Raw genomic sequence first — 18046 nt, 5'->3', positions numbered from 1 at the left:
TTTCACAAATGGTTGCTTGGTCCAGCCAGCAGGATGAGGCCCTCAAAGCCGTGGCAGCGTGGCTCAAGGACGAGAACGGGCCGCAGGTGTTCCGGCTGTTCGGCTGGGCGGGCACGGGGAAATCGACGCTGGCCCGGCATCTGGCCCAGGACGTCAAGACGGTCAAATATGCAGCGTTTACCGGCAAGGCGGCGCTGGTGATGCGCAAGCGCGGGTGCAAGGGGGCCTCGACCATCCACTCGCTTATCTATACGCGAATTTCCGAAAAGGAAGGCGAGCCGCGCTTTGTGCTCGACCCTGAATCGGCGGCGGCGGATGCCGATCTGATCGTCATCGATGAGGTTTCGATGGTCGATGAGGTGCTGGGCACCGACCTGCTTTCATTCGGCACCAAGGTTCTGGTGCTGGGCGATCCGTTCCAGCTTCCGCCGGTGCAGGGCGAAGGTTTTTTCACGGCGCAGGATCCCGACGTGATGCTGACGGAAATTCACCGGCAGGCGGCGGACAATCCGATCGTCAGACTTTCGCTCGATATCCGCGAGGGCCGCGGGCTCGATTATGGCACCTATGGCGAAAGCAAGGTTGTCTCGCGCCGCGAGGTCGACCAATCCGAAGTGCTCAACGCTGGTCAGGTGCTGGTGGGGCGCAACAAGACGCGGCTCGATTACAACAACCGGATACGGGAATTGAAGGGCCTGCCCACCGACATTCCGGTCAAGGGCGACCGGTTGGTGTGCCTGCGGAACAACCCGCAGAAAAAGCTGCTGAACGGGCAGATCTGGACGCTCAATTCGATCAAGAAGCGCGCCGGCGGCACCTTGGAAATGACCATCGATCCCGAAGAGGCCGACCGGACGTCAGTGCAGACCAAGGTGCGCGCGCATCAGAGCTTTTTTACCGGCGAGGATGCGGAAATGAGCTGGCAGCTGCGCCGGCAATACGATGAATTCACCTATGGCTATTGCCTGACCGTTCACAAATCGCAGGGCAGCCAGTGGGACAGCGTGTATCTGTTCGACGAGAGTTTCGTGTTTCGCGACGAGGCGCAGCGCTGGCTCTATACGGGCATCACCCGGGCGGCGGAGCGCATAACCGTCGTGCGCTAGACGCCCTGCAGCACCAATATCCCGACACGCTGCCGGTGCGCCGGATCGCCCAAACAGAAGAACGCGCGGCGGGTCAGGCGTCTTCGACAGGCTGAGCCTTTTGCAGGATTTCGGCGGCCTCGGGGTTGAGGGCCGTGCTTTTTTGCCGGGGCTTGAACGAAGGGGTTGGCCGGGGGCCCGTGACATTGCCGAACATGAGCGTGGCACCCTCGCTCAGCCCACCGGCGATATCGAGTTCGAACCGCGCCTTGTCGCGCTCGCGGACCTGCTGGAGAATGTCGGCGGCCTCTTCTTCATCGACGCCCAGACCGACCAGGGTCTCGTAGCCGAAGACAAACGCCGATTCGAGCATCTCGCGGATCTGATAGTCCACGCCCAGGTGAACCAGTTCGACAGCGTGCTCGCGGTCGAAGGCACGGACATAGAGCTGTGCGAGCGGGTATTCGGATTTGACGCGCTCGGCGATCCGGGTCGCGTCGGCGGGTCTGTCGATACAGACCAGAATTGCCGTGGCGGTCGATGCACCGGCGGCGTGGAGGATTTCGGGGCGTGTGCCGTCGCCGTAATAGATCTTGAACCCGAAATTGGCTGCCGCCTGGATCATTTCGACGTCGTTGTCGATGATGGTGACATCGACGCCCTTGGCCAGAAGTGGCTGGCTGACGATCTGGGAAAAGCGGCCAAAGCCGATGATGAGAACCGTGCCAGCCAGGCCGTCGGCAATTTCAACGCCGTCGAGATTTGGTGCCTGGCGCGGCATCATGCGGTTCATCGCTATGATGGCGATGGGGGTGAGAACCATCGAGACAATGACGGTGCTGGTGAGAATGGCATTCATTTCCGCATCGAGGATGCCCACGCCAAGGGCCGCAGAAAACAGGACGAAAGCGAACTCGCCGCCTTGCGCCATGAGCACCGAACGCTCGAGCGCCTCGCCATGGCTGGAGCGTAGCAGGCGGGCGATGGCGTAGATGCCGGCGAATTTGACGGCCATATAGACGATGACGGCCACGATGATGAAGGGGTAGTTCTGGGCGATGACGCCCAGATCGAGCGACATGCCAACGGCAATGAAAAACAGCCCGAGCAGTATGCCGCGAAACGGCTCGATATCGGCTTCGAGCTGGTGGCGGAAGGTCGATTCGGAGAGAAGGACACCGGCAAGGAAGGCGCCCATGGCCATGGAAAGCCCACTCATGTTCATGGCCAGCGCGGCGCCGAGCACGACCAGCAGGGCGGCGGCGGTCATCACTTCACGGGCATGGGCATTGGCGAGAATGCGGAACAGGGGATTGAGCAGGAAGCGCCCGACCAGCACAAGGCCGACCAGCGCACCGACGGCGATTGCGATATCGATCAGGCGCTGGCTCATGGTTACGGTTTCGGCCTGCGGGGCAATGAACGCCACAAGGGCCAGAAGGGGCACGATGGCGAGGTCCTCGAGCAGGAGGACCGAGACCATTTTCTGGCCGGCCGCGGTCGAGATTTCCCCGCGCTCCTCAAGCACCTGAAAGACGATGGCCGTCGAGGTCAGCACAAAGCCGAGCCCGGCGATCAGGGCAATTGTCGGCGACAGGCCCATCAATATTCCGGCCCCCGTCATCAGTGCGGCGCAGGTTGCAACCTGCAGGACGCCGAGCCCGAAAATCTGTTTGCGCAGGCTCCAGAGGCGCTGGGGCTGCATTTCGAGCCCGATGATAAACAGGAACATGACGACGCCGAGTTCGGCGGTGTGCAGGATGGTGTCGGGGTGGGTTATGACGGCAAGGCCGAACGGGCCGATGGCGAGACCGGCGGCCAGATAGCCGAGCACGGAACCGAGACCGATTCGCTTGAAAATGGGAACGGCAACGACACCGGCCGCCAGAATCCCGACGACTGGAAGAAGATCAAAACCATGTGCCGCTTCACCAGCCATCCTGTTCCCCGATGTATCGATTGTCCCGCTACGCTAAGCCAGACCGAAGCGTGCGACAAGGTGCTTGACAGTGGTGTGCCGGTGTTTTAGTTATATAGCACACTACACGGAAGCACACATGACCCAGTGGCGCGACGACCAACCGATATTTCTGCAAATCCGGCAAAGGATGATCGAGATGATCCTCAACGGGGCGATCAATGAGGGCGACCCCCTGCCCTCTGTCCGACAAGTGGCGACCGATCTTTCGGTCAACCCATTGACGGTAACCAAATCATACCAGTCACTGGTGGATATGGGCACCGTGGAAAAACGCCGGGGGCTCGGCATGTATGTGACCGAGGGGGCGCGGGCTGCCCTTCTGGCCCATGAAAGAGACAAATTTCTCAAAGAGGACTGGCCGGCGATTGCGGCGCGGATTTCAGCGCTCGGGCTTTCCACCGGTGATCTGCTCAAAGATGGAGACGAGAAATGACCGCTGAAAACCCGATCGTTTCCGCGCGCGGTCTGCGCAAGCAGTTCGGCAAGAACGAGATATTGCACGGGCTCGATTTCGACATTCCGGCCGGCCGCATCTACGGGCTGGTCGGGCACAATGGCGCGGGCAAGACCACGACGCTCAATGCGCTGCTGGGCCTGACCCAGTGCGAGGGCAAGATCGAGGTTTTAGGGCTCGACCCCTTCGCCAACCGCGCCACGCTGATGAACGATGTGGCGTTCATATCCGACGTCGCATCCCTGCCCCGGTTCCTTCGGGTGCGGGAGTTGTTTGCTCTCCTAAGCAACATCCATCCCAATTTTTCCCAGGACAAGGCACGCGATTTTCTTTCGGGCACCGACATCAAGCCCGAAGCCAAGATCAAGAACCTTTCCAAGGGGATGATCGCCCAGCTTCATCTTGCCGTGGTCATGGCGATCGACGCCAAGCTTCTGGTGCTGGACGAACCCACGCTGGGACTCGACATCACCTATCGCAAGCGGTTTTACCGGCGGCTGCTCGAAGACTACATGACCGAGGAGCGCACGCTCTTGATCACCACCCATCAGGTGGACGAAATCGAGTTCATGCTCTCGGACATCATGTTCATCCGCGATGGTGAGCTGATCGTCCATATGCAGATGGAAACGGTCAACACGCGCTATTGCCAGTTGGTGATTGCCGACCCCACCCATCTCGATGCCGCCAGGGCACTAAATCCAGTCTATATCGAAAGCCGGTTCGGCCAGACGGTCATGATCTTTGACGGTGTGGACCGCGAAACACTGGCACCGCTGGGCCAGATTTCCACCCCGAGCCTTTCGGACCTTTTCGTCGCGCTCATGCAGCGTGAAACTCATAATGCGGGAGCTGCCTGATGCAGGCCTTCATTGCGCTTATCAAACGCGAATATCTCGAGCATCGCGGCGCGTTCATCTACGGCCCGATCCTGTTGCTGGCACTGGGATCTCTGGCGGCGATCTATGCCGTGTTCGGGACCGATTTCCGCGGCGAGTTCAGCGGAACCCTGCCCACGGTGCTGCGCTTTTACGAAACGGCCTTTGCACTGGGGGCGGCAGGGTGGCTGGTTTATCTGATCATCATGCTGTTCTTTTACTACGGTGATGCCTTTTCGGCCGACAGCCGCAACAATTCGATGCTGTTCTGGAAATCGATGCCCCAGAGCGATCTGAAAATCTTCGGGTCCAAGGTGGCCGCATCGCTCACGGTGTTTCCCACGGCGATCCTGCTTGCGCTGGCCATCACCGGGGTGATCGCCTATCTGCCGACAGTGGTCGCCAGCAATTTCCTTGGCGGGTTCGCACCGCCAACCATAGGGGAAACGCTGGGCGCCTGGGTCAACATCATGGCCTCGGCCATCGTGCTGTTTGCGATCGCCCTGCTCTGGTACCTGCCGTTCCTGGCGTGGGTGGGGCTGCTGGGCACCATATTCAAACGCTGGGCCATTCCGCTGGCCTTCCTGATACCGGCGGTGATCGGGCTGTTCGAACGGGTCGTGATGCGCAACATATTGCAGGAGGGCGCCTTTTGGGCCTTCATCACGCAGCGGTTCGAACTGAGTTTCGAGGGCCTCGATTTCGAGGGCTACTGGCTGGCCGGGCAGCCCTGGAACGGATTGGAACTGGCTACACTGATGCTATCAGGAGTCGATTGGATCCAGCTTGTCGGCGGGGTCGCGGTTGCCGTGGTTCTTATCTATGCAGCCAGCGAGTATCGCAGGCGATATATCCTGACCTGAACCATTCCTAGTCGTGCGGTTGAACCGGAAAAGTCTCCAACTTTTCCTGACCACACTCAAAAAAGGCCGCCCTCCGGGGCGGCCTTTTTCGTTTAAGCCATTGTCGGCATTGAGAACTGCGCGCCTTCCTTGAGCCCCGAGGGCCAACGGGCGGTGACGGTCTTGGTGCGGGTCCAGAACTTTATCGAATCGGTGCCGTGCTGGTTGAGATCGCCGAAGGCCGAGGCCTTCCAGCCGCCGAAGGAATGGTAAGCCAGCGGGGTGGGAATGGGCACGTTGATGCCCACCATGCCGATATTGATGCGCGAGGCGAAATCGCGAGCCGTATCGCCATCGCGGGTAAAGATGGCGACGCCATTGCCATAGGGGTGCCTGAGCGGCAGCGAAAGGGCCTCCTCATAGGTGGGGGCACGAACGACCGAAAGCACCGGGCCGAAAATCTCCTCGCGGTAGATGTCCATGTCGGGGGTGACGCGGTCGAACAGCGTGCCGCCGACGAAATAGCCGTTTTCATATCCCTGCAAGGAGAAGCCGCGACCATCGACGACGAGATCGGCGCCCTGCGCTTTGCCGCTGTCGATGAGCGAGAGGATGCGCTGCTGCGCCGCGCTGGTGATCACCGGGCCAAGGTCGGTTGCGGGATCGGTGTAAGGACCGATTTTCAGGCCTTCGACGCGTGGCGTGAGCGCGGCGACCAGACGGTCGGCGGTTTCCTCGCCGACCGGGACGGCGACCGAGATTGCCATGCAGCGTTCGCCCGCCGAGCCATAGCCGGCACCGATCAGCGCATCGGCGGCCTTTTCGATATCGGCGTCGGGCATGATGATCATGTGATTCTTGGCGCCGCCGAAGGCCTGCACACGCTTGCCGTGGGCAGCGGAGGTCGCATAGATGTGCCGAGCGACGGGCGTGGAGCCGACAAAACTCACGCCGCCAATTTCATCGTGGGCGAGGATGGCATCGACGGCGGTCCTGTCGCCATTGACGACGTTGAGAATACCGGCGGGGAGGCCCGCCTCGATCATCAGTTCGGCCAGCCGCATGGGGACCGAGGGGGCGCGTTCGGAGGGCTTGAGAATGAAGGCGTTGCCCGCCGCAATGGCGGGGGCGAACATCCACATGGGGATCATGGCCGGGAAATTGAACGGGGTTATGCCCGCGCCTATGCCGAGCGGCTGACGCATTGAATACATATCGATCCCCGGACCGGCCCCTTCGGTGAACTCGCCCTTTTGCAGATGGGGGATGCCGCAGACAAATTCGGCGACCTCCATGCCACGCACGATATCGCCTTTGGAATCCTCGATGGTCTTGCCGTGCTCGGCCGAGAGCAGTTCGGCCAGTTCGTCCATGTGCTGGTTGACCAGAGCGACGAAGCGGAAAAACACCCGCGCCCGGCGCTGGGGATTGGTGGCGGCCCAAGCCGGCTGGGCTGCGGCTGCGGAGCTGATGGCGGCGTCGAGGTCCGTCTTATCGGCAAGGGCGAGTTTGGCCGAGACCTCTCCGGTTGCGGGGTTGAAGATTTCTGCCGTCCGGTCCGAATGGCCCGCAAATTGGGTGCCGTCGATGAAATGCCTGATGGTCTTCATTGCTCGCTCCGTGAAAAATCCCCGCGAGAATGAACGTCTATTATTATAGCATCAACGTGATAGATTTCACATTCGATGTGCAAAAACCGTAGAGCCAAATGAACTGGGACGATATTCGAATATTCCTGGCGATCGCGCGCGCGGGGCAGATTCTGGCCGCGGCGCGGGGACTGGGCGTCAATCATGCGACGGTGGCGCGGCGGTTGGGTGCGCTTGAAGACTCCATGGGCGCGCGGCTTTTCGTGCGGCGCACCAATGGGTGCGATCTGACCGCGGAGGGTGAAGCCCTGCTCGAGCGCGCCGAGCTCATGGAAACCGCTGCACTCAGCGCGCAATCGGTGATCGGGGGCACCGATGCGGCGATTTCGGGCACCGTCAGGGTTGGGGCGCCGGACGGGTTCGGGGTGGGGTTTCTGGCATCGAGGCTGGGCCAGTTGCGCGCCCGGCATCCGGGCCTGACGGTGCAACTGGTGCCCGTGCCGCGCAGCTTTTCACTATCGCGCCGTGAAGCCGATATCGCGATTACCGTGGCGCGGCCGACCGAGGGGCGGCTGGTGTGTCGCAAGCTTGTCGATTACCGGCTCGGGCTCTACGCATCGTCCGACTATGTCAAACAGCGCGGCCTGCCCAAAACGGTGGCCGATCTGAAAGATCATAGTCTTGTGGGCTACGTGGAGGATTTGATTTTCACGCCCTCGCTCGATTATGCCCGCGACATCTGGAAAGGCTGGCGCTCCGATATCGAGGTGTCGAGCGCACTCGGTCAGACCGAGGCGGTCCGGGGCGGCGCCGGCATCGGCATCCTGCACGATTTCCTGGCGCACAGACATGGCGAACTGGTGCCGGTCTTGCCCGAACTGGGACTGGTGCGGAACTACTGGACGGTGATGCACGAGGATGTGCGAGCGATCAAACGGGTTTCGGTGGTGGCCGATTTCATCGCCGAAACCGTGTCGCTGGCACGCGAGGACTTCTCCCGGACAGGGCGCGCCTGATTCGAGACGGGGAAGTATGGAACAGCAGCAAGCCTTTGAGAATCCCTCTTATTCTTAAACCCACTCAAACATTCGTGCAGAACCGGTGAAGCAAAACAGGGTTGCCAGAGTTATGAAATCAGGCCAACATGATCATGGTCTTAACCAAGCGAAAGGAGGTGATCCAATGTCTAGTGAGATCCGCGCAGGCGGGAGCGACTTTGGGTATGAGGTGATTTCGACGAGGCAGCCCTCGGCGAAGTAAACCCTTCTCTCCGAACCGCTTGGTGCAAACGGTTCCAACGGTTCAAGTCACCCCGTGTGACGGTATCATGGAAGGACTGTTCGAGTTATCGGACAGTCCTTTTTCTTTTGGCCGCTTGATTGGCGTGCACGACGCGCCTAAATTGTCCATCGGCGTTTCACGATGGAACGCTTCATTTTTTAGATCTACGTTCTCAGGGCGGGGTGAAAGTCCCCACCGGCGGTGACAGTCTTTGGGACTGAAGCCCGCGAGCGCCGCGCCAGATTGGCGAGGGTCAGCAGATTCGGTGCAACTCCGAAGCCGACGGTCATAGTCCGGATGAGAGAGAACGGGAATTGCGCCTTGTCGCGTGCCGATATCCTTTGAGGGTGCGGAGCGCTCGCGGTGTCGTCTCCCGTAACCCTGAGGAAACTGGTTACGGAAAGGACGACAGATGAACCAGATTTCCTCCCTGCCCCACGCACCCGTTCTGGGCGCCGCATTCATGGTCGGGGCCGGCATTACTTTTGCCATTACCAACATTTTGACGCCGATCATCACCTATCAGATGGGTGTGCCCTCCACAGCCGTGGTGTTCTGGCAATATATTATTGCAACGCTTTTTGCCCTGCCGCTGATCCTGCGGATCGGGGTTTCGAAGTTGCGCACAAAACATCCCTATTGGCACGAGATCCGCGCGTTGCTTTCGGCGCTCGGCGTGCAGTTCTTCGCCTTCGGGTTCGCGCTGGGTGTGCCGGTCTGGCAGATGGTGGCGCTGTCGATGACGGGGCCGTTCTTCATTCTGCTCGGCGCAACGCTGTTTCTGGGCGAACGCCTGACCGTGCAGCGGCTTGGCGCGACGATTACCGGTTTTGTCGGTGCCGTGATGGTCTCCCAGATCGGCACCGAGCAGTTCACTCTCGCTTCGCTTTTGCCCGTATTGGCGGCGCTGTGCTGGGGTTCGGTTTCGGTCATCACGCGTTATCTGAGCCGCGACGAAGAGCCTGAATCGCTCACGCTTTACATGCTGGTGCTGATTACGCCCAACCACTTTCTGATCGGGTTGCTGGTTGGCATAGCCGTCGCGGTGCTGCCGGTGGGCGCGTTGCCGGCAGGACTGGCGACAGGGTTCGATTTTCAACTTCCGTTGGGCGATCCGTTGATGCTGATCGTGCTCTTGGGGCTGGTGACGGCCGGGGCGCAGTATTTCCTGAGCTTTGCCTACAAGGTGGCCGACGCCACCTATCTGCAGCCTTTCGATGATCTCAAACTGCCGCTCAATACGCTTTTGGGCTGGGTCGCTCTTTCGCAGGTACCGGCCATCTGGTTCTGGCCGGGTGCGCTTTTGATCCTCGGCGCGTCGAGCTTCATCCTGTGGAGCGAGCGCCGGGCAACGCCGAGCCGGCTGCAGATGGCATAGACTTTATGTTGTCGCGCTTCCGAACCGGATAAGTGGTGCCCATCCCCGATCGGGTCGAGGACATGCTTATCCTGGAAGCACTCTAGAGCCTCACCCAGCAGCCATCGCGATGGCTGTGCGCGATGGCATGTATGGTCTTTTCGATGGCCAGCCCCTCTTGAAAATCGATGACGTGCGCCGTCTCCCCGGAGATGGCGCACATCACTTCGCGGGCTTCGATGATTTTGAGCTCGTTGAACCCCAGACCGTGGCCGGGCGCGGGAATGAATTTGTCATAGGGCGGATGGATGGGCGCTGTCAGCACGGTGCGGAACCCCTGTTCGCTGGCCCGGCCCTCGCGGGTGAAGATCTGGAGTTCGTTCATGCGCTCCTGATCGTAGGCGATGGTGCCTTCGGACCCGAAAATCTGGATCGCGATACGGCCCTTGCGGCCCCAGGCGGAGCGCGAAAGCTGGATCGCGCCCGATACGCCGCCCGCAAAGCGCAGAAGAATGTGGGCGATATCGAAGGTCTCCACCTCGCGGTCCTTGCCGTCCTGAGTGGGACGGGTGGGGAACGGTTTGGCAAGGTCGGCCATGACCTGTTCGGCGGGGCCGAGCAATTTCGAGAGGATCGAGAGCGGATGGACGCCGAAATCATCAAGCGCGCCATAGCCTGAACTCGCCTCGCTCTTCCAATAAAAGAGCGCAGCAGGGTCGGCCATGAAGTCTTCGTCCATTTCGACCCGCACCGAATGGACCCTGCCGATCGCCCCTTCGGCCAGCAATTTTCCGATGTGGCGGATGAGCGGGTTCTGGATGTAATTGTACCCCAAGACCGCCACCCGGCCCGAAGCTCGCGCCGCTTCGGCCATGCGCTCGGCATCGGCAAAGGCGGGAGCCATTGGTTTTTCGCACCAGACATGCTTGCCGGCCCCGAGCGCGGCGATGGCCATTTCGGGGTGGAAGGCATTGGGCGTGGTTATGGAAACAATATCAACATCGGGGTCGGCGATCAGCTCGCGCCAGTCGCCTGTCGATTTGGCAAAGCCCAGCGCCGCGGCCTGCTTTGCCGCCAGATCGGCATTGGCTTCGGCGAGGTGGACAAGACGGGGGCGCTCGACATCGCCGAAGACCGGCGCGACGGCGTTCCAGGCGAGCGCGTGGCACTTGCCCATATAGCCGGTTCCGATGAGGCCGACGCCGAGGGATGTCATTGAAGCGCTCCGGACAAAAAAAGACGGCGGAATATGGGAAACCCATATTGCCGCCGGAGGTTGCTCTTGCCCTTCGCGCTCTCGCGAAGGAGGCTAGAATACGCGCCTTGGCGGGAAAATTTCAAGGATAATGGCTATAAAACGGCGCGATTTGTGTCGCGCCGTTTTTCTTTTGTCACAGTCGGGCGTCTTTGATGGCCCTGTTACTGGTAGTCTGCGGCGTTGGACGCATCGACAAGAACGGTGCCGGTATCGACCCACTCCTCGATGGTTTCCCCGTTGTTCAGAGCAATCAGGGACTCGATGCCGAAGCGGCCCATATTGTCGGGCGCCTGGGCGATCGAGGCCGTCATTTCGCCGGCAATGATGGAATTGGCGGCGTCGGGATTGGCGTCAAAGCCGACGACCATGACGCTTTCGAGCATGGCGGCCTGCTTGAGCGCCTCGACGGCACCGAGCGCCATGTTGTCGTTGGACGCGAAAATGCCTTTGATGTTGGGATTGCCCGCCAGAATGGTTTCGGCAACAGACAGACCCATGGCGCGATCCCAGTTGGCAGGCTGTTCGGCAACGATGTTGAGCCCGCATTCGGTCAGGCCGTCATGGGCGCCCTGGGCGCGCTGCTGGCCCGTCGACTGGCTGATAAGCCCCTGAAGAATGGCAACGTCGGACCCGGCTTCGAGATTGTCGCACATATATTGGGCCGCAAGCGCCGCGCCGACCTGGTTGTTGGTGCCGATAAAGGACACGCCCTCATTGGTGCCGCGGGTATCGACGAACACCACCGGGATGCCCTGCGCGATGGCGGAATCGACAACCGGGGCCAGCGCATTGGGATCGGTTGGAGCCAGCGCGATGCCGTCCACGCCCTGGGCGATCAGATCCTCGATCTGGTTGATCTGGGCCTGAACGTCGGATTCCTGGGGCGGGGCCACGACGATCACGTCGACCCCATGTTCCTCGCCGGCCGCCATGGCGCCGGCCTCGACGGCGGCCCAGAACGGATTGCCCGCGCCGGGGCCCTTCATGCCCAGAACATAGGTTTGCGCCTGAGCGCCTACGGTCATGGCGCCGAGCGCCAAGCCTGCCAGAAGCACTGCTTTCATTTCGTGGTCCTCCCTTTTCGACCAGTCTCCGTTTGATCGTCGACCGTTCCGGCTGGAGCGCACCGGACGGTCGTAAACCTTATTGTCTGACCGACGCTCTGCGGCGGACCACGTCGATCCAGACCGCAAAGATGATCACGACGCCGATCAGCACCATCTGCCAGAACGAGCTGACATTGTTGATATTGAGCCCGTTCCGCAGGAGGCCCATGATGAGCACGCCGGCCAGAACCCCCAGCACGGTGCCGCGTCCGCCAAAGAACGATGCGCCGCCGATGATGACCGCCGCGATGGCGTCGAGTTCGAGCATCAGGCCCGCATTGGGGAAACCGGAATCGGTCCGGCCCGCCAAGAGCAGCCCGCCCAGACCGGCCATGAAGCCGGAGATGACGTAAACCAGAACCAGAACCTTATCGACATTGACGCCCGAGACGCGCGCCGCCTGCGGATTGCCGCCGATGGCGTAGATGTGGCGGCCGGTACTGGTTTTTTCGAGAAAGAACCACAACCCCACCGCGCAGACCGCGACAACGATCAGGCTGGCCGGAATGCCGGCCGGCGGGGCAAGAAAGCCCAGATCGTAATAGGCCTGGCCCAGATAGCGGACTTCTTCCTGGAGCCCGGAAATCGGAGCACCGTTGGTCACCAGATAGGCGATGCCGCGCACCGCGTTGAGCGTTCCCAAGGTCATGATGAAGGGGTGTGGGAGCCTGAGCCAAGTCAGCCCCACCCCGTTGACCACCCCCACGGCGATGCCGACCAGCGGGCCGACCATAAGGACGAGCGGCCAGGGCAGGCCCATGCGGCTGGCGAGCGCAAGGGTGACCATGGAAAGTGCCATTGTCGAGCCGACCGAAAGATCGATGCCGGCGGTGACGATCACCACGAACATGCCCAAGGCAACCAGCGCCAGTGTGGCGTTCTGTTTCAGGATATTGGTGAGGTTCTGGGGCGTCAAAAACACTTCGGGGCGCGAGAGGGCGATAACCACCATCATCACGATCACGACGAGGACGATGCCGTAGGATTCAAGAAATTTCGAGAGTTTGGGATTGTAAAACATTGCGCCCGCCCTGCCCTAGTGCAGCCTGTCGTGGGCCAGGGATTCGGTGTGTCCCTTGGTGCCCATGATCCAGCCGATGACCTCGTTGCGGGACGTGTCGCCGAGTTCGCTTTCGGCGAAGTTGGTGCCCTGATAGAGCGCCATGACCCGGTCGCAGCAATAGAAGATATCGTCCATGCGGTGGGAGATGACGATCACGGCAACCCCTCGGTCTTTCAGCCTTTTGATGAGGTCAAGCACCTTGCCGACTTCCTTGATGGCAAGGGCGGCGGTGGGTTCGTCCATGATGACGAGTTGGGCGTCGAACGCCGTGGCGCGCGCGATGGCGACCGCCTGGCGCTGGCCGCCCGAGAGATCCTCGGTGTTCTGGGACACCGATTTGACGTGGATGTGGAGATTATCGAGATGGGACTGGGCCATCTCGCGGGCCTTCTTGTGGTCGATGATGGTCAGAGGCCCGAGCCTTCTGCCCGGCTCGCGGCCCATATAGATGTTTTCATAGATGGGCATGTTCCCGGCCAGCGCGAAGTCCTGATAGACCATCTCGATGCCCTTGCCGCGGGCGTCCTTGGGGCTGGAAAAATGGACCGGGCGACCATCGAAAATCAGCTCGCCTTTCGAGGGCTGATAGAGCCCGGAGAGGATTTTCATCAGCGTGGATTTACCCGCGCCATTGTCACCCACAACCCCCAACACCTCGCCGTGACCGACGTGGAAATTGACGTCGTCCAGCGCGGTGATGGCGCCGAAATACTTGGCGATGCCGCGCGCTTCGAGAAGTGCCGTGCCGGTTTCGGCCATCTTCCTCTCCCTCCTCCTGCTCCCCACAAATAGAACACTTGGTGCACTATTTATATTTGTGGAATGTTTATTCCATTTCGTGCAGAATGCGTCAAGGCCCAATCGAACCGGACCGAGGAAAATTGGTGGCCAAAGAGCGGGAAAAATCAGGTTTTCAGCGCCGTTTTGCGGCGAAAAGGCGCCCGGGCAAATCCCGGGGACAATGGCTGGACGAGTATAGATGCAACGGGCCGGCTGGGGATAAGATCAGGAGAATCCGAGCATGGGGCGCAGCAAGGCGATGGACAGCGCAGAGCAGATCGATGTGCCGCGCGATTTCGCGGCTTTGCGCGAGCGCGTTCTGGCGCGCTGGGAAGAGTTGCCGCGCCGGCTGACCCAGGTGGCCGAATATGCGCTCAACAATCCCGACGAGATCGCCTTTGGCACCGCCGCGTCGATTGCCGCCAAGGCCCATGTGCAGCCCTCGACGCTTGTGCGGTTTTCCCAGGCACTGGGATATCAGGGCTTTTCGGGACTGCAGGAAGTGTTTCGTTCGCGGCTGCGCGACCAGGTGCTTGGTTATGACGAGCGCATGGCGCAATTGCGCGAGCACGGGGAAGGCTCGCCGCGCCCATCCATGATCCTTGAGGGGTTCGCCGAAGCCTCGCTGCGCTCGATCTCGGCATTGACCGCCCGGCACGATCCGGCGGTGTTCGAGCGGGCGCTCGACGTGCTCGAGGCGGCCCAGACCGTTTACCTGATCGGGCTGCGGCGCTCGTTTCCGGTGACTTCATATATGGCCTATGCCATGGGCAAGCTGGGCATTCGCACCATCCTGATCGATGCGGTGGCCGGGCTGGCGGCCGAGCAGGCCAATTTCGCCAACGGCAAGGATGCCGCCATCGCCATCAGCTTTACACCCTATGCCAGCGAAACGCTGGCGCTGACCACCCAGGTGCGCGAGGCGGGCGCCAAGGTGGTGGCGATCACCGACTCGATCTTTTCGCCGCTGGCCTCGCAGGCCGAGGCGTGGTTCGAGGTGGCCGAAGCCGATTTCGAGGGGTTCCGGTCGATGAGCGCGACCATGACGCTGGCCATGGCGCTGACCGTGGCGCTGGCCGACAGGCGCAAGGAAAAAGGGGTGTAGTGGCAACGCGGAGAGAACCGCGATCGCTCAAGGCCCTCTCAGCGGTCTGCCGACCACCCTCTACCCGGAGGGGCGAGGGTTAGGACCAATCGACATTCAGCTGATGGCGGCCATGCCTTTTTCGAAATCGTCGCGGATTTCAGCCAGGGTCATCGATCCGAACCGGTCGACAATCATGGCCTCAGCGGCAGCCAGAGTATCGCCGATGCGGGCATTAACGGCTTTTTCGATGAGACATTTTGGATCGTCATTGGCGAGGCCCAGCGCAAACATTTCGGGTGAACCCAACGCGCGGTAGATATCGGCCATCGTGATCTTTTCGAGCGGCGTCGCCAGTTCCCAGCCGCCATTGTGGCCCTTGGACGAGGTGACATAGCCCGCCTCGCGCAGCCCCGCCATGGTGCGGCGCACGACCACGGGATTGGTCGATAACATTCTGGCCATTGTTTCTGACGTCGCTGCTCCCTCCATCTTGCTCATGTGGATCAACACATGGAGCATGCGGGAGAGCCGGTTGTCGGTGCGCATGGGCTTTACCTCTGGTGTTGACCTAGCCCGGCGGGTGAGCCTGCGTCAATTGCCGGGCCGCTTGCGCAGCGTCGCGCCAAGCGCAATCCTTGTCCCGACACGGGGGGTGAGCATGGGGAACACCATTTCAGGACGCTTGCTGGCCATAGTTGATGCATTGCCGCTGGCGCCGGACATGCGCGTGCTGGAAATCGGCTGCGGGCCGGGCGTGATGGCGCGCGAGATGGCTCGGCGCATGGGGACGGGCAAGGTGGTGGCCATCGACCGGTCGGCCAGGGCGATCGCATTGGCGCGAACCGGATCGGTGCAGGAAATGGCGGCGGGCCTTCTCGAATTCCGGCAAATAGCAATCGAGGATCTTACGCTCGAGCGCGGAGAGGCGCCGTTCGATCTGGCCGTGGCGGTGCGCGTGGGCGCACTCGACGGGCGCCATCCTGAAACGGGCCTGAAGGCGCACGCGGTGCTTGCCAAGGTGCTCAAACCAGACGGGCAGCTGTGGGTCGACGGGCGCCCTGTCTCCCTTTGAAAGCGAGGTATGCCATCGTGTTGCATGCGCAGCACACCGAAATTTGATTGTTTTTCAATGCTATTGCTGTGTGGAACCAAGTGTTTCCTGTCCCGTTCGGTTGCCGCGGGGAAAAACAGAACAAGCCAATACCGGACCGGCCATCGCGCCGGCTTCGGAAAGAGGTTTGTTCGCCCAAGCAACGGAGTACGAACAATGAAAAACGCTCTTGCAAAAACAGTTCTGGCAACAACAGCCGGACTTTTGATGACGGGAACGGCGCTGGCGCAGACCGCCACGGCCACCGCAACGACCGACCTCAACATCCGCTCGGGCCCCGGCCCGCAGTTTGAAACCGTGGGCGTGATCGCCTCGGGCGACAGCGCCACGGTGACCGGCTGTGTGGCGGATTCGATGTGGTGCGAAATCGATTATGACGGCACCATGGGCTATGCCTATTCCGACTATCTGACCGTCGCGGCCCAGGCTCAGGGTGAGCCTATCGTTCTGACCGAACGTCCGCCCGAACTGGTGGGCGTTGCCGAACCCTCCACAACCGCCAATTCGACGGTGACCGGCGCGGCCGGTGGCGCGATTGCCGGTGCCCTGATCGGTGGGCCCGTTGGGGCCGCTATCGGTGCCGGGCTGGGCGCGACGGCCGGTGTTGTCGTCGATCCGCCGGAAAGCGCGCGCACTTATGTGACGTCCAACCCCATGGAGCCGGTCTATCTGGAAGGTGAAGTGGTGGTCGGGGCTCAGGTGCCCGAAACGGTGACGGCCGAGGCTATCCCGGACTACGAATATGACTACGTCTATATCAACGGTCAGCCGGTGCTGATCGACCCGGCCAGCCGGGAAATCGTTTATGTCTTCCGCTAAAACCGGATGACCGAGAAAGTGGGGCGGCCCGGCGGGGCCGCCCTTTTTTGTCGCGCGATCGAACCGAAAAAGTCTGCAACTTTTTCTGATCGCGCTTAAGGCCGCCCCTTTTATTTGACCGAAATCACCTGCCCGGTTTTCAGGCTCTCGCTGGCGGCTTCGGCCAGTTTCTGGGCCATCAGCCCGTCATGGCCCGAGGCACGCGGGGCTTCCCCCTGCTCGAGAAAATCGAGGAATTTGTGAATTTCGGCGGTGTAGGCGGCCTGATAACGCTCGACGAAGGAAAAAGGGATCTTGTCCTGGATCCAGCCGGCGTCATTGGCGAGCTCGACCGTGGTGTCGTGGATATTGGCGGCGCGTAAAAGCCCTTTTGAACCATGGACTTCAATGCGCTGATCGTGGCCATAGGTGGCACGGCGGGAATTGGTGATGACGACGATCTTGCCCGAAGCGGTCTGCATCTGGACGCTGGCGGTGTCGATATCGCCGGCCTTACCGATTTCGGGGTCGGTGAGGACGCCACCAAGGGCGTGGACGGCGACCGGCTCTTCATCGCCCAAAAGAAAGCGGGCCATGTCGAAATCGTGGATCATCATGTCGCGGTAGAGCCCACCCGAGCGCTCGATATAGGAGACGGGGGGTGCAGACGGATCGCGGCAGGTGATGGTGATGATTTCAGGATCGCCGATTTCGCCCGAGCGCAGGCGCTTTTCGAGGGCAGCGAAGTTGGGATCGTAGCGCCGGTGAAAGCCGATCATCAAGGGAACGCCTGCTTTTTCAACGACTTGCAGGCAAGCCTCGATCCGCTCGACCGAAAGGGATACCGGCTTTTCGCACAGGATGGCCTTGCCGGCGCGGGCGGCCTGTTCGATCAGGTCAGCATGGGTGTCGGTGGGGGTGGCGATGAGGATGGCATCGATGTCGGAGGACGCGATGATGTCCTCGACGGATGCGGTCTTTGCGCCGACGACAGCGGCCAGTTTTTCTGCCGCGTCGGGCATGGCGTCGGCGATATAGCCGACGGTGGCGCGGCCCGAGGACGCGATGGCGCGGCCCGAGGACGCGATGGCGCGGGCGTGGACATTGCCGATGCGGCCCGCCCCCAGAATTCCGAAACGCAGCATGAAACCCTCCCGAAATGCGCAGCCAACAAACGCAACATTGGCTGTAAAATCTATGGACTTGTGCGATGTTGACCGCGTTGTTGGCCAACATTTGCACAATTGCCTTTTTGCTTCACCCGCCGGTGGAATGCAATCGGAAAAATGGAACATATATTCCGAATTGACAGATTTTCGGAATTGATGTTTCAATCGAGGCTATCTAGAAAGGCGACGACTAATCGTCTGGATTGC

At 61.0% G+C, this 18046-nt stretch carries 17 protein-coding genes and 1 riboswitch; of the genes, 9 read left to right on the top strand and 8 right to left on the bottom strand.

Going from position 1 to position 18046, the window contains the following annotated elements:
* Positions 1-8: 8 nt before the first annotated feature.
* Positions 9-1106: an AAA family ATPase gene (locus AACZ55_RS03485; protein WP_339643095.1), complete on the top strand. Its 1098-nt coding sequence runs from the start codon at positions 9-11 to the stop codon at positions 1104-1106.
* Between the two features lie 73 nt (positions 1107-1179).
* On the opposite strand, the gene AACZ55_RS03480 is transcribed toward AACZ55_RS03485, so the two are convergent.
* Positions 1180-3024, bottom strand: a complete 1845-nt coding sequence (locus AACZ55_RS03480; protein ID WP_339643092.1) for a monovalent cation:proton antiporter-2 (CPA2) family protein — start codon at positions 3022-3024, stop codon at positions 1180-1182.
* Positions 3025-3142: 118 nt separating this feature from the next.
* Between AACZ55_RS03480 and AACZ55_RS03475 the strand changes: the two genes are divergently transcribed.
* From AACZ55_RS03475 to AACZ55_RS03465, 3 genes are read left to right on the top strand one after another with little or no spacing between them, the layout of a single operon-like run.
* Positions 3143-3499, top strand: coding sequence for a GntR family transcriptional regulator (locus tag AACZ55_RS03475; protein ID WP_338607738.1), 357 nt, complete (start codon positions 3143-3145; stop codon positions 3497-3499).
* Positions 3496-4380, top strand: a complete 885-nt coding sequence (locus AACZ55_RS03470) for an ABC transporter ATP-binding protein (protein WP_338607739.1) — start codon at positions 3496-3498, stop codon at positions 4378-4380. Before AACZ55_RS03475 ends, AACZ55_RS03470 begins: the two co-directional genes overlap by 4 nt.
* Positions 4380-5261 (top strand): hypothetical protein, encoded by an 882-nt coding sequence (locus AACZ55_RS03465; RefSeq protein ID WP_338607740.1) that lies wholly within the window; start codon positions 4380-4382, stop codon positions 5259-5261. Before AACZ55_RS03470 ends, AACZ55_RS03465 begins: the two co-directional genes overlap by 1 nt.
* Before the next feature lie 92 nt (positions 5262-5353).
* Here the strand turns inward: AACZ55_RS03465 and AACZ55_RS03460 are convergent, their stop codons facing one another.
* A complete protein-coding gene (locus AACZ55_RS03460; protein WP_339643087.1) occupies positions 5354-6850 on the bottom strand; it encodes a CoA-acylating methylmalonate-semialdehyde dehydrogenase in 1497 nt (498 codons plus the stop codon).
* Between the two features lie 98 nt (positions 6851-6948).
* Between AACZ55_RS03460 and AACZ55_RS03455 the strand changes: the two genes are divergently transcribed.
* Both AACZ55_RS03455 and AACZ55_RS03450 read left to right on the top strand, forming a co-directional pair.
* Positions 6949-7845: a LysR family transcriptional regulator gene (locus AACZ55_RS03455; RefSeq protein ID WP_339643084.1), complete on the top strand. Its 897-nt coding sequence runs from the start codon at positions 6949-6951 to the stop codon at positions 7843-7845.
* 429 nt (positions 7846-8274) lie between these two features.
* Positions 8275-8423, top strand: a riboswitch (FMN riboswitch).
* Positions 8424-8522: 99 nt separating this feature from the next.
* Positions 8523-9488: a DMT family transporter gene (locus AACZ55_RS03450; protein ID WP_338607743.1), complete on the top strand. Its 966-nt coding sequence runs from the start codon at positions 8523-8525 to the stop codon at positions 9486-9488.
* An 82-nt stretch (positions 9489-9570) separates the two neighbouring features.
* Here the strand turns inward: AACZ55_RS03450 and AACZ55_RS03445 are convergent, their stop codons facing one another.
* From AACZ55_RS03445 to AACZ55_RS03430, 4 genes are all read right to left on the bottom strand, one after another.
* A complete protein-coding gene (locus tag AACZ55_RS03445) occupies positions 9571-10683 on the bottom strand; it encodes a Gfo/Idh/MocA family oxidoreductase (protein WP_339643080.1) in 1113 nt (370 codons plus the stop codon).
* A gap of 203 nt (positions 10684-10886) precedes the next feature.
* Positions 10887-11789, bottom strand: a complete 903-nt coding sequence (locus AACZ55_RS03440) for a sugar ABC transporter substrate-binding protein (protein WP_339643077.1) — start codon at positions 11787-11789, stop codon at positions 10887-10889.
* Positions 11790-11868: 79 nt separating this feature from the next.
* A complete protein-coding gene (locus tag AACZ55_RS03435) occupies positions 11869-12852 on the bottom strand; it encodes an ABC transporter permease (protein WP_339643074.1) in 984 nt (327 codons plus the stop codon).
* A gap of 15 nt (positions 12853-12867) precedes the next feature.
* The gene (locus AACZ55_RS03430) at positions 12868-13653 is read right to left on the bottom strand and encodes an ATP-binding cassette domain-containing protein (protein WP_338607747.1); all 786 of its coding nucleotides are present in this window, start codon (positions 13651-13653) and stop codon (positions 12868-12870) included.
* 262 nt (positions 13654-13915) lie between these two features.
* On the opposite strand from AACZ55_RS03430, the gene AACZ55_RS03425 reads away from it, so the two are divergent.
* Positions 13916-14779, top strand: a complete 864-nt coding sequence (locus AACZ55_RS03425; protein ID WP_339643070.1) for a MurR/RpiR family transcriptional regulator — start codon at positions 13916-13918, stop codon at positions 14777-14779.
* A 96-nt stretch (positions 14780-14875) separates the two neighbouring features.
* Here AACZ55_RS03425 and AACZ55_RS03420 read toward each other — a convergent pair whose 3' ends face one another.
* Positions 14876-15307: an Rrf2 family transcriptional regulator gene (locus AACZ55_RS03420; protein ID WP_339643067.1), complete on the bottom strand. Its 432-nt coding sequence runs from the start codon at positions 15305-15307 to the stop codon at positions 14876-14878.
* Between the two features lie 112 nt (positions 15308-15419).
* Here AACZ55_RS03420 and AACZ55_RS03415 point away from each other — a divergent pair, with 112 nt between their 5' ends.
* A complete protein-coding gene (locus tag AACZ55_RS03415) occupies positions 15420-15833 on the top strand; it encodes a class I SAM-dependent methyltransferase (RefSeq protein WP_339643064.1) in 414 nt (137 codons plus the stop codon).
* 195 nt (positions 15834-16028) lie between these two features.
* Entirely contained in the window at positions 16029-16691 is a 663-nt protein-coding gene (locus AACZ55_RS03410; RefSeq protein WP_339643061.1) for a DUF1236 domain-containing protein, read from the top strand.
* Between the two features lie 110 nt (positions 16692-16801).
* Here AACZ55_RS03410 and iolG read toward each other — a convergent pair whose 3' ends face one another.
* Complete coding sequence (gene iolG / locus AACZ55_RS03405) at positions 16802-17815, bottom strand: inositol 2-dehydrogenase (RefSeq protein ID WP_339643058.1); 1014 nt, start codon at positions 17813-17815, stop codon at positions 16802-16804.
* Positions 17816-18046 lie beyond the last annotated feature (231 nt).

It is taken from the genome of uncultured Pelagibacterium sp., from assembly GCF_963972885.1.
Lineage (GTDB): Bacteria > Pseudomonadota > Alphaproteobacteria > Rhizobiales > Devosiaceae > Pelagibacterium > Pelagibacterium nitratireducens.
This window is presented reverse-complemented; position numbering and strand designations above follow the sequence as displayed.

Bases quoted from the DNA above. Each gene is read 5' to 3' on its own strand.
- AACZ55_RS03485 (WP_339643095.1), top strand. From the start codon at position 9: ATGGTTGCTTGGTCCAGCCAGCAGGATGAGGCCCTCAAAGCCGTGGCA.
- AACZ55_RS03480 (WP_339643092.1), bottom strand. From the start codon at position 3,024: ATGGCTGGTGAAGCGGCACATGGTTTTGATCTTCTTCCAGTCGTCGGG.
- AACZ55_RS03475 (WP_338607738.1), top strand. From the start codon at position 3,143: ATGACCCAGTGGCGCGACGACCAACCGATATTTCTGCAAATCCGGCAA.
- AACZ55_RS03470 (WP_338607739.1), top strand. From the start codon at position 3,496: ATGACCGCTGAAAACCCGATCGTTTCCGCGCGCGGTCTGCGCAAGCAG.
- AACZ55_RS03465 (WP_338607740.1), top strand. From the start codon at position 4,380: ATGCAGGCCTTCATTGCGCTTATCAAACGCGAATATCTCGAGCATCGC.
- AACZ55_RS03460 (WP_339643087.1), bottom strand. From the start codon at position 6,850: ATGAAGACCATCAGGCATTTCATCGACGGCACCCAATTTGCGGGCCAT.
- AACZ55_RS03455 (WP_339643084.1), top strand. From the start codon at position 6,949: ATGAACTGGGACGATATTCGAATATTCCTGGCGATCGCGCGCGCGGGG.
- AACZ55_RS03450 (WP_338607743.1), top strand. From the start codon at position 8,523: ATGAACCAGATTTCCTCCCTGCCCCACGCACCCGTTCTGGGCGCCGCA.
- AACZ55_RS03445 (WP_339643080.1), bottom strand. From the start codon at position 10,683: ATGACATCCCTCGGCGTCGGCCTCATCGGAACCGGCTATATGGGCAAG.
- AACZ55_RS03440 (WP_339643077.1), bottom strand. From the start codon at position 11,789: ATGAAAGCAGTGCTTCTGGCAGGCTTGGCGCTCGGCGCCATGACCGTA.
- AACZ55_RS03435 (WP_339643074.1), bottom strand. From the start codon at position 12,852: ATGTTTTACAATCCCAAACTCTCGAAATTTCTTGAATCCTACGGCATC.
- AACZ55_RS03430 (WP_338607747.1), bottom strand. From the start codon at position 13,653: ATGGCCGAAACCGGCACGGCACTTCTCGAAGCGCGCGGCATCGCCAAG.
- AACZ55_RS03425 (WP_339643070.1), top strand. From the start codon at position 13,916: ATGGGGCGCAGCAAGGCGATGGACAGCGCAGAGCAGATCGATGTGCCG.
- AACZ55_RS03420 (WP_339643067.1), bottom strand. From the start codon at position 15,307: ATGCGCACCGACAACCGGCTCTCCCGCATGCTCCATGTGTTGATCCAC.
- AACZ55_RS03415 (WP_339643064.1), top strand. From the start codon at position 15,420: ATGGGGAACACCATTTCAGGACGCTTGCTGGCCATAGTTGATGCATTG.
- AACZ55_RS03410 (WP_339643061.1), top strand. From the start codon at position 16,029: ATGAAAAACGCTCTTGCAAAAACAGTTCTGGCAACAACAGCCGGACTT.
- iolG (WP_339643058.1), bottom strand. From the start codon at position 17,815: ATGCTGCGTTTCGGAATTCTGGGGGCGGGCCGCATCGGCAATGTCCAC.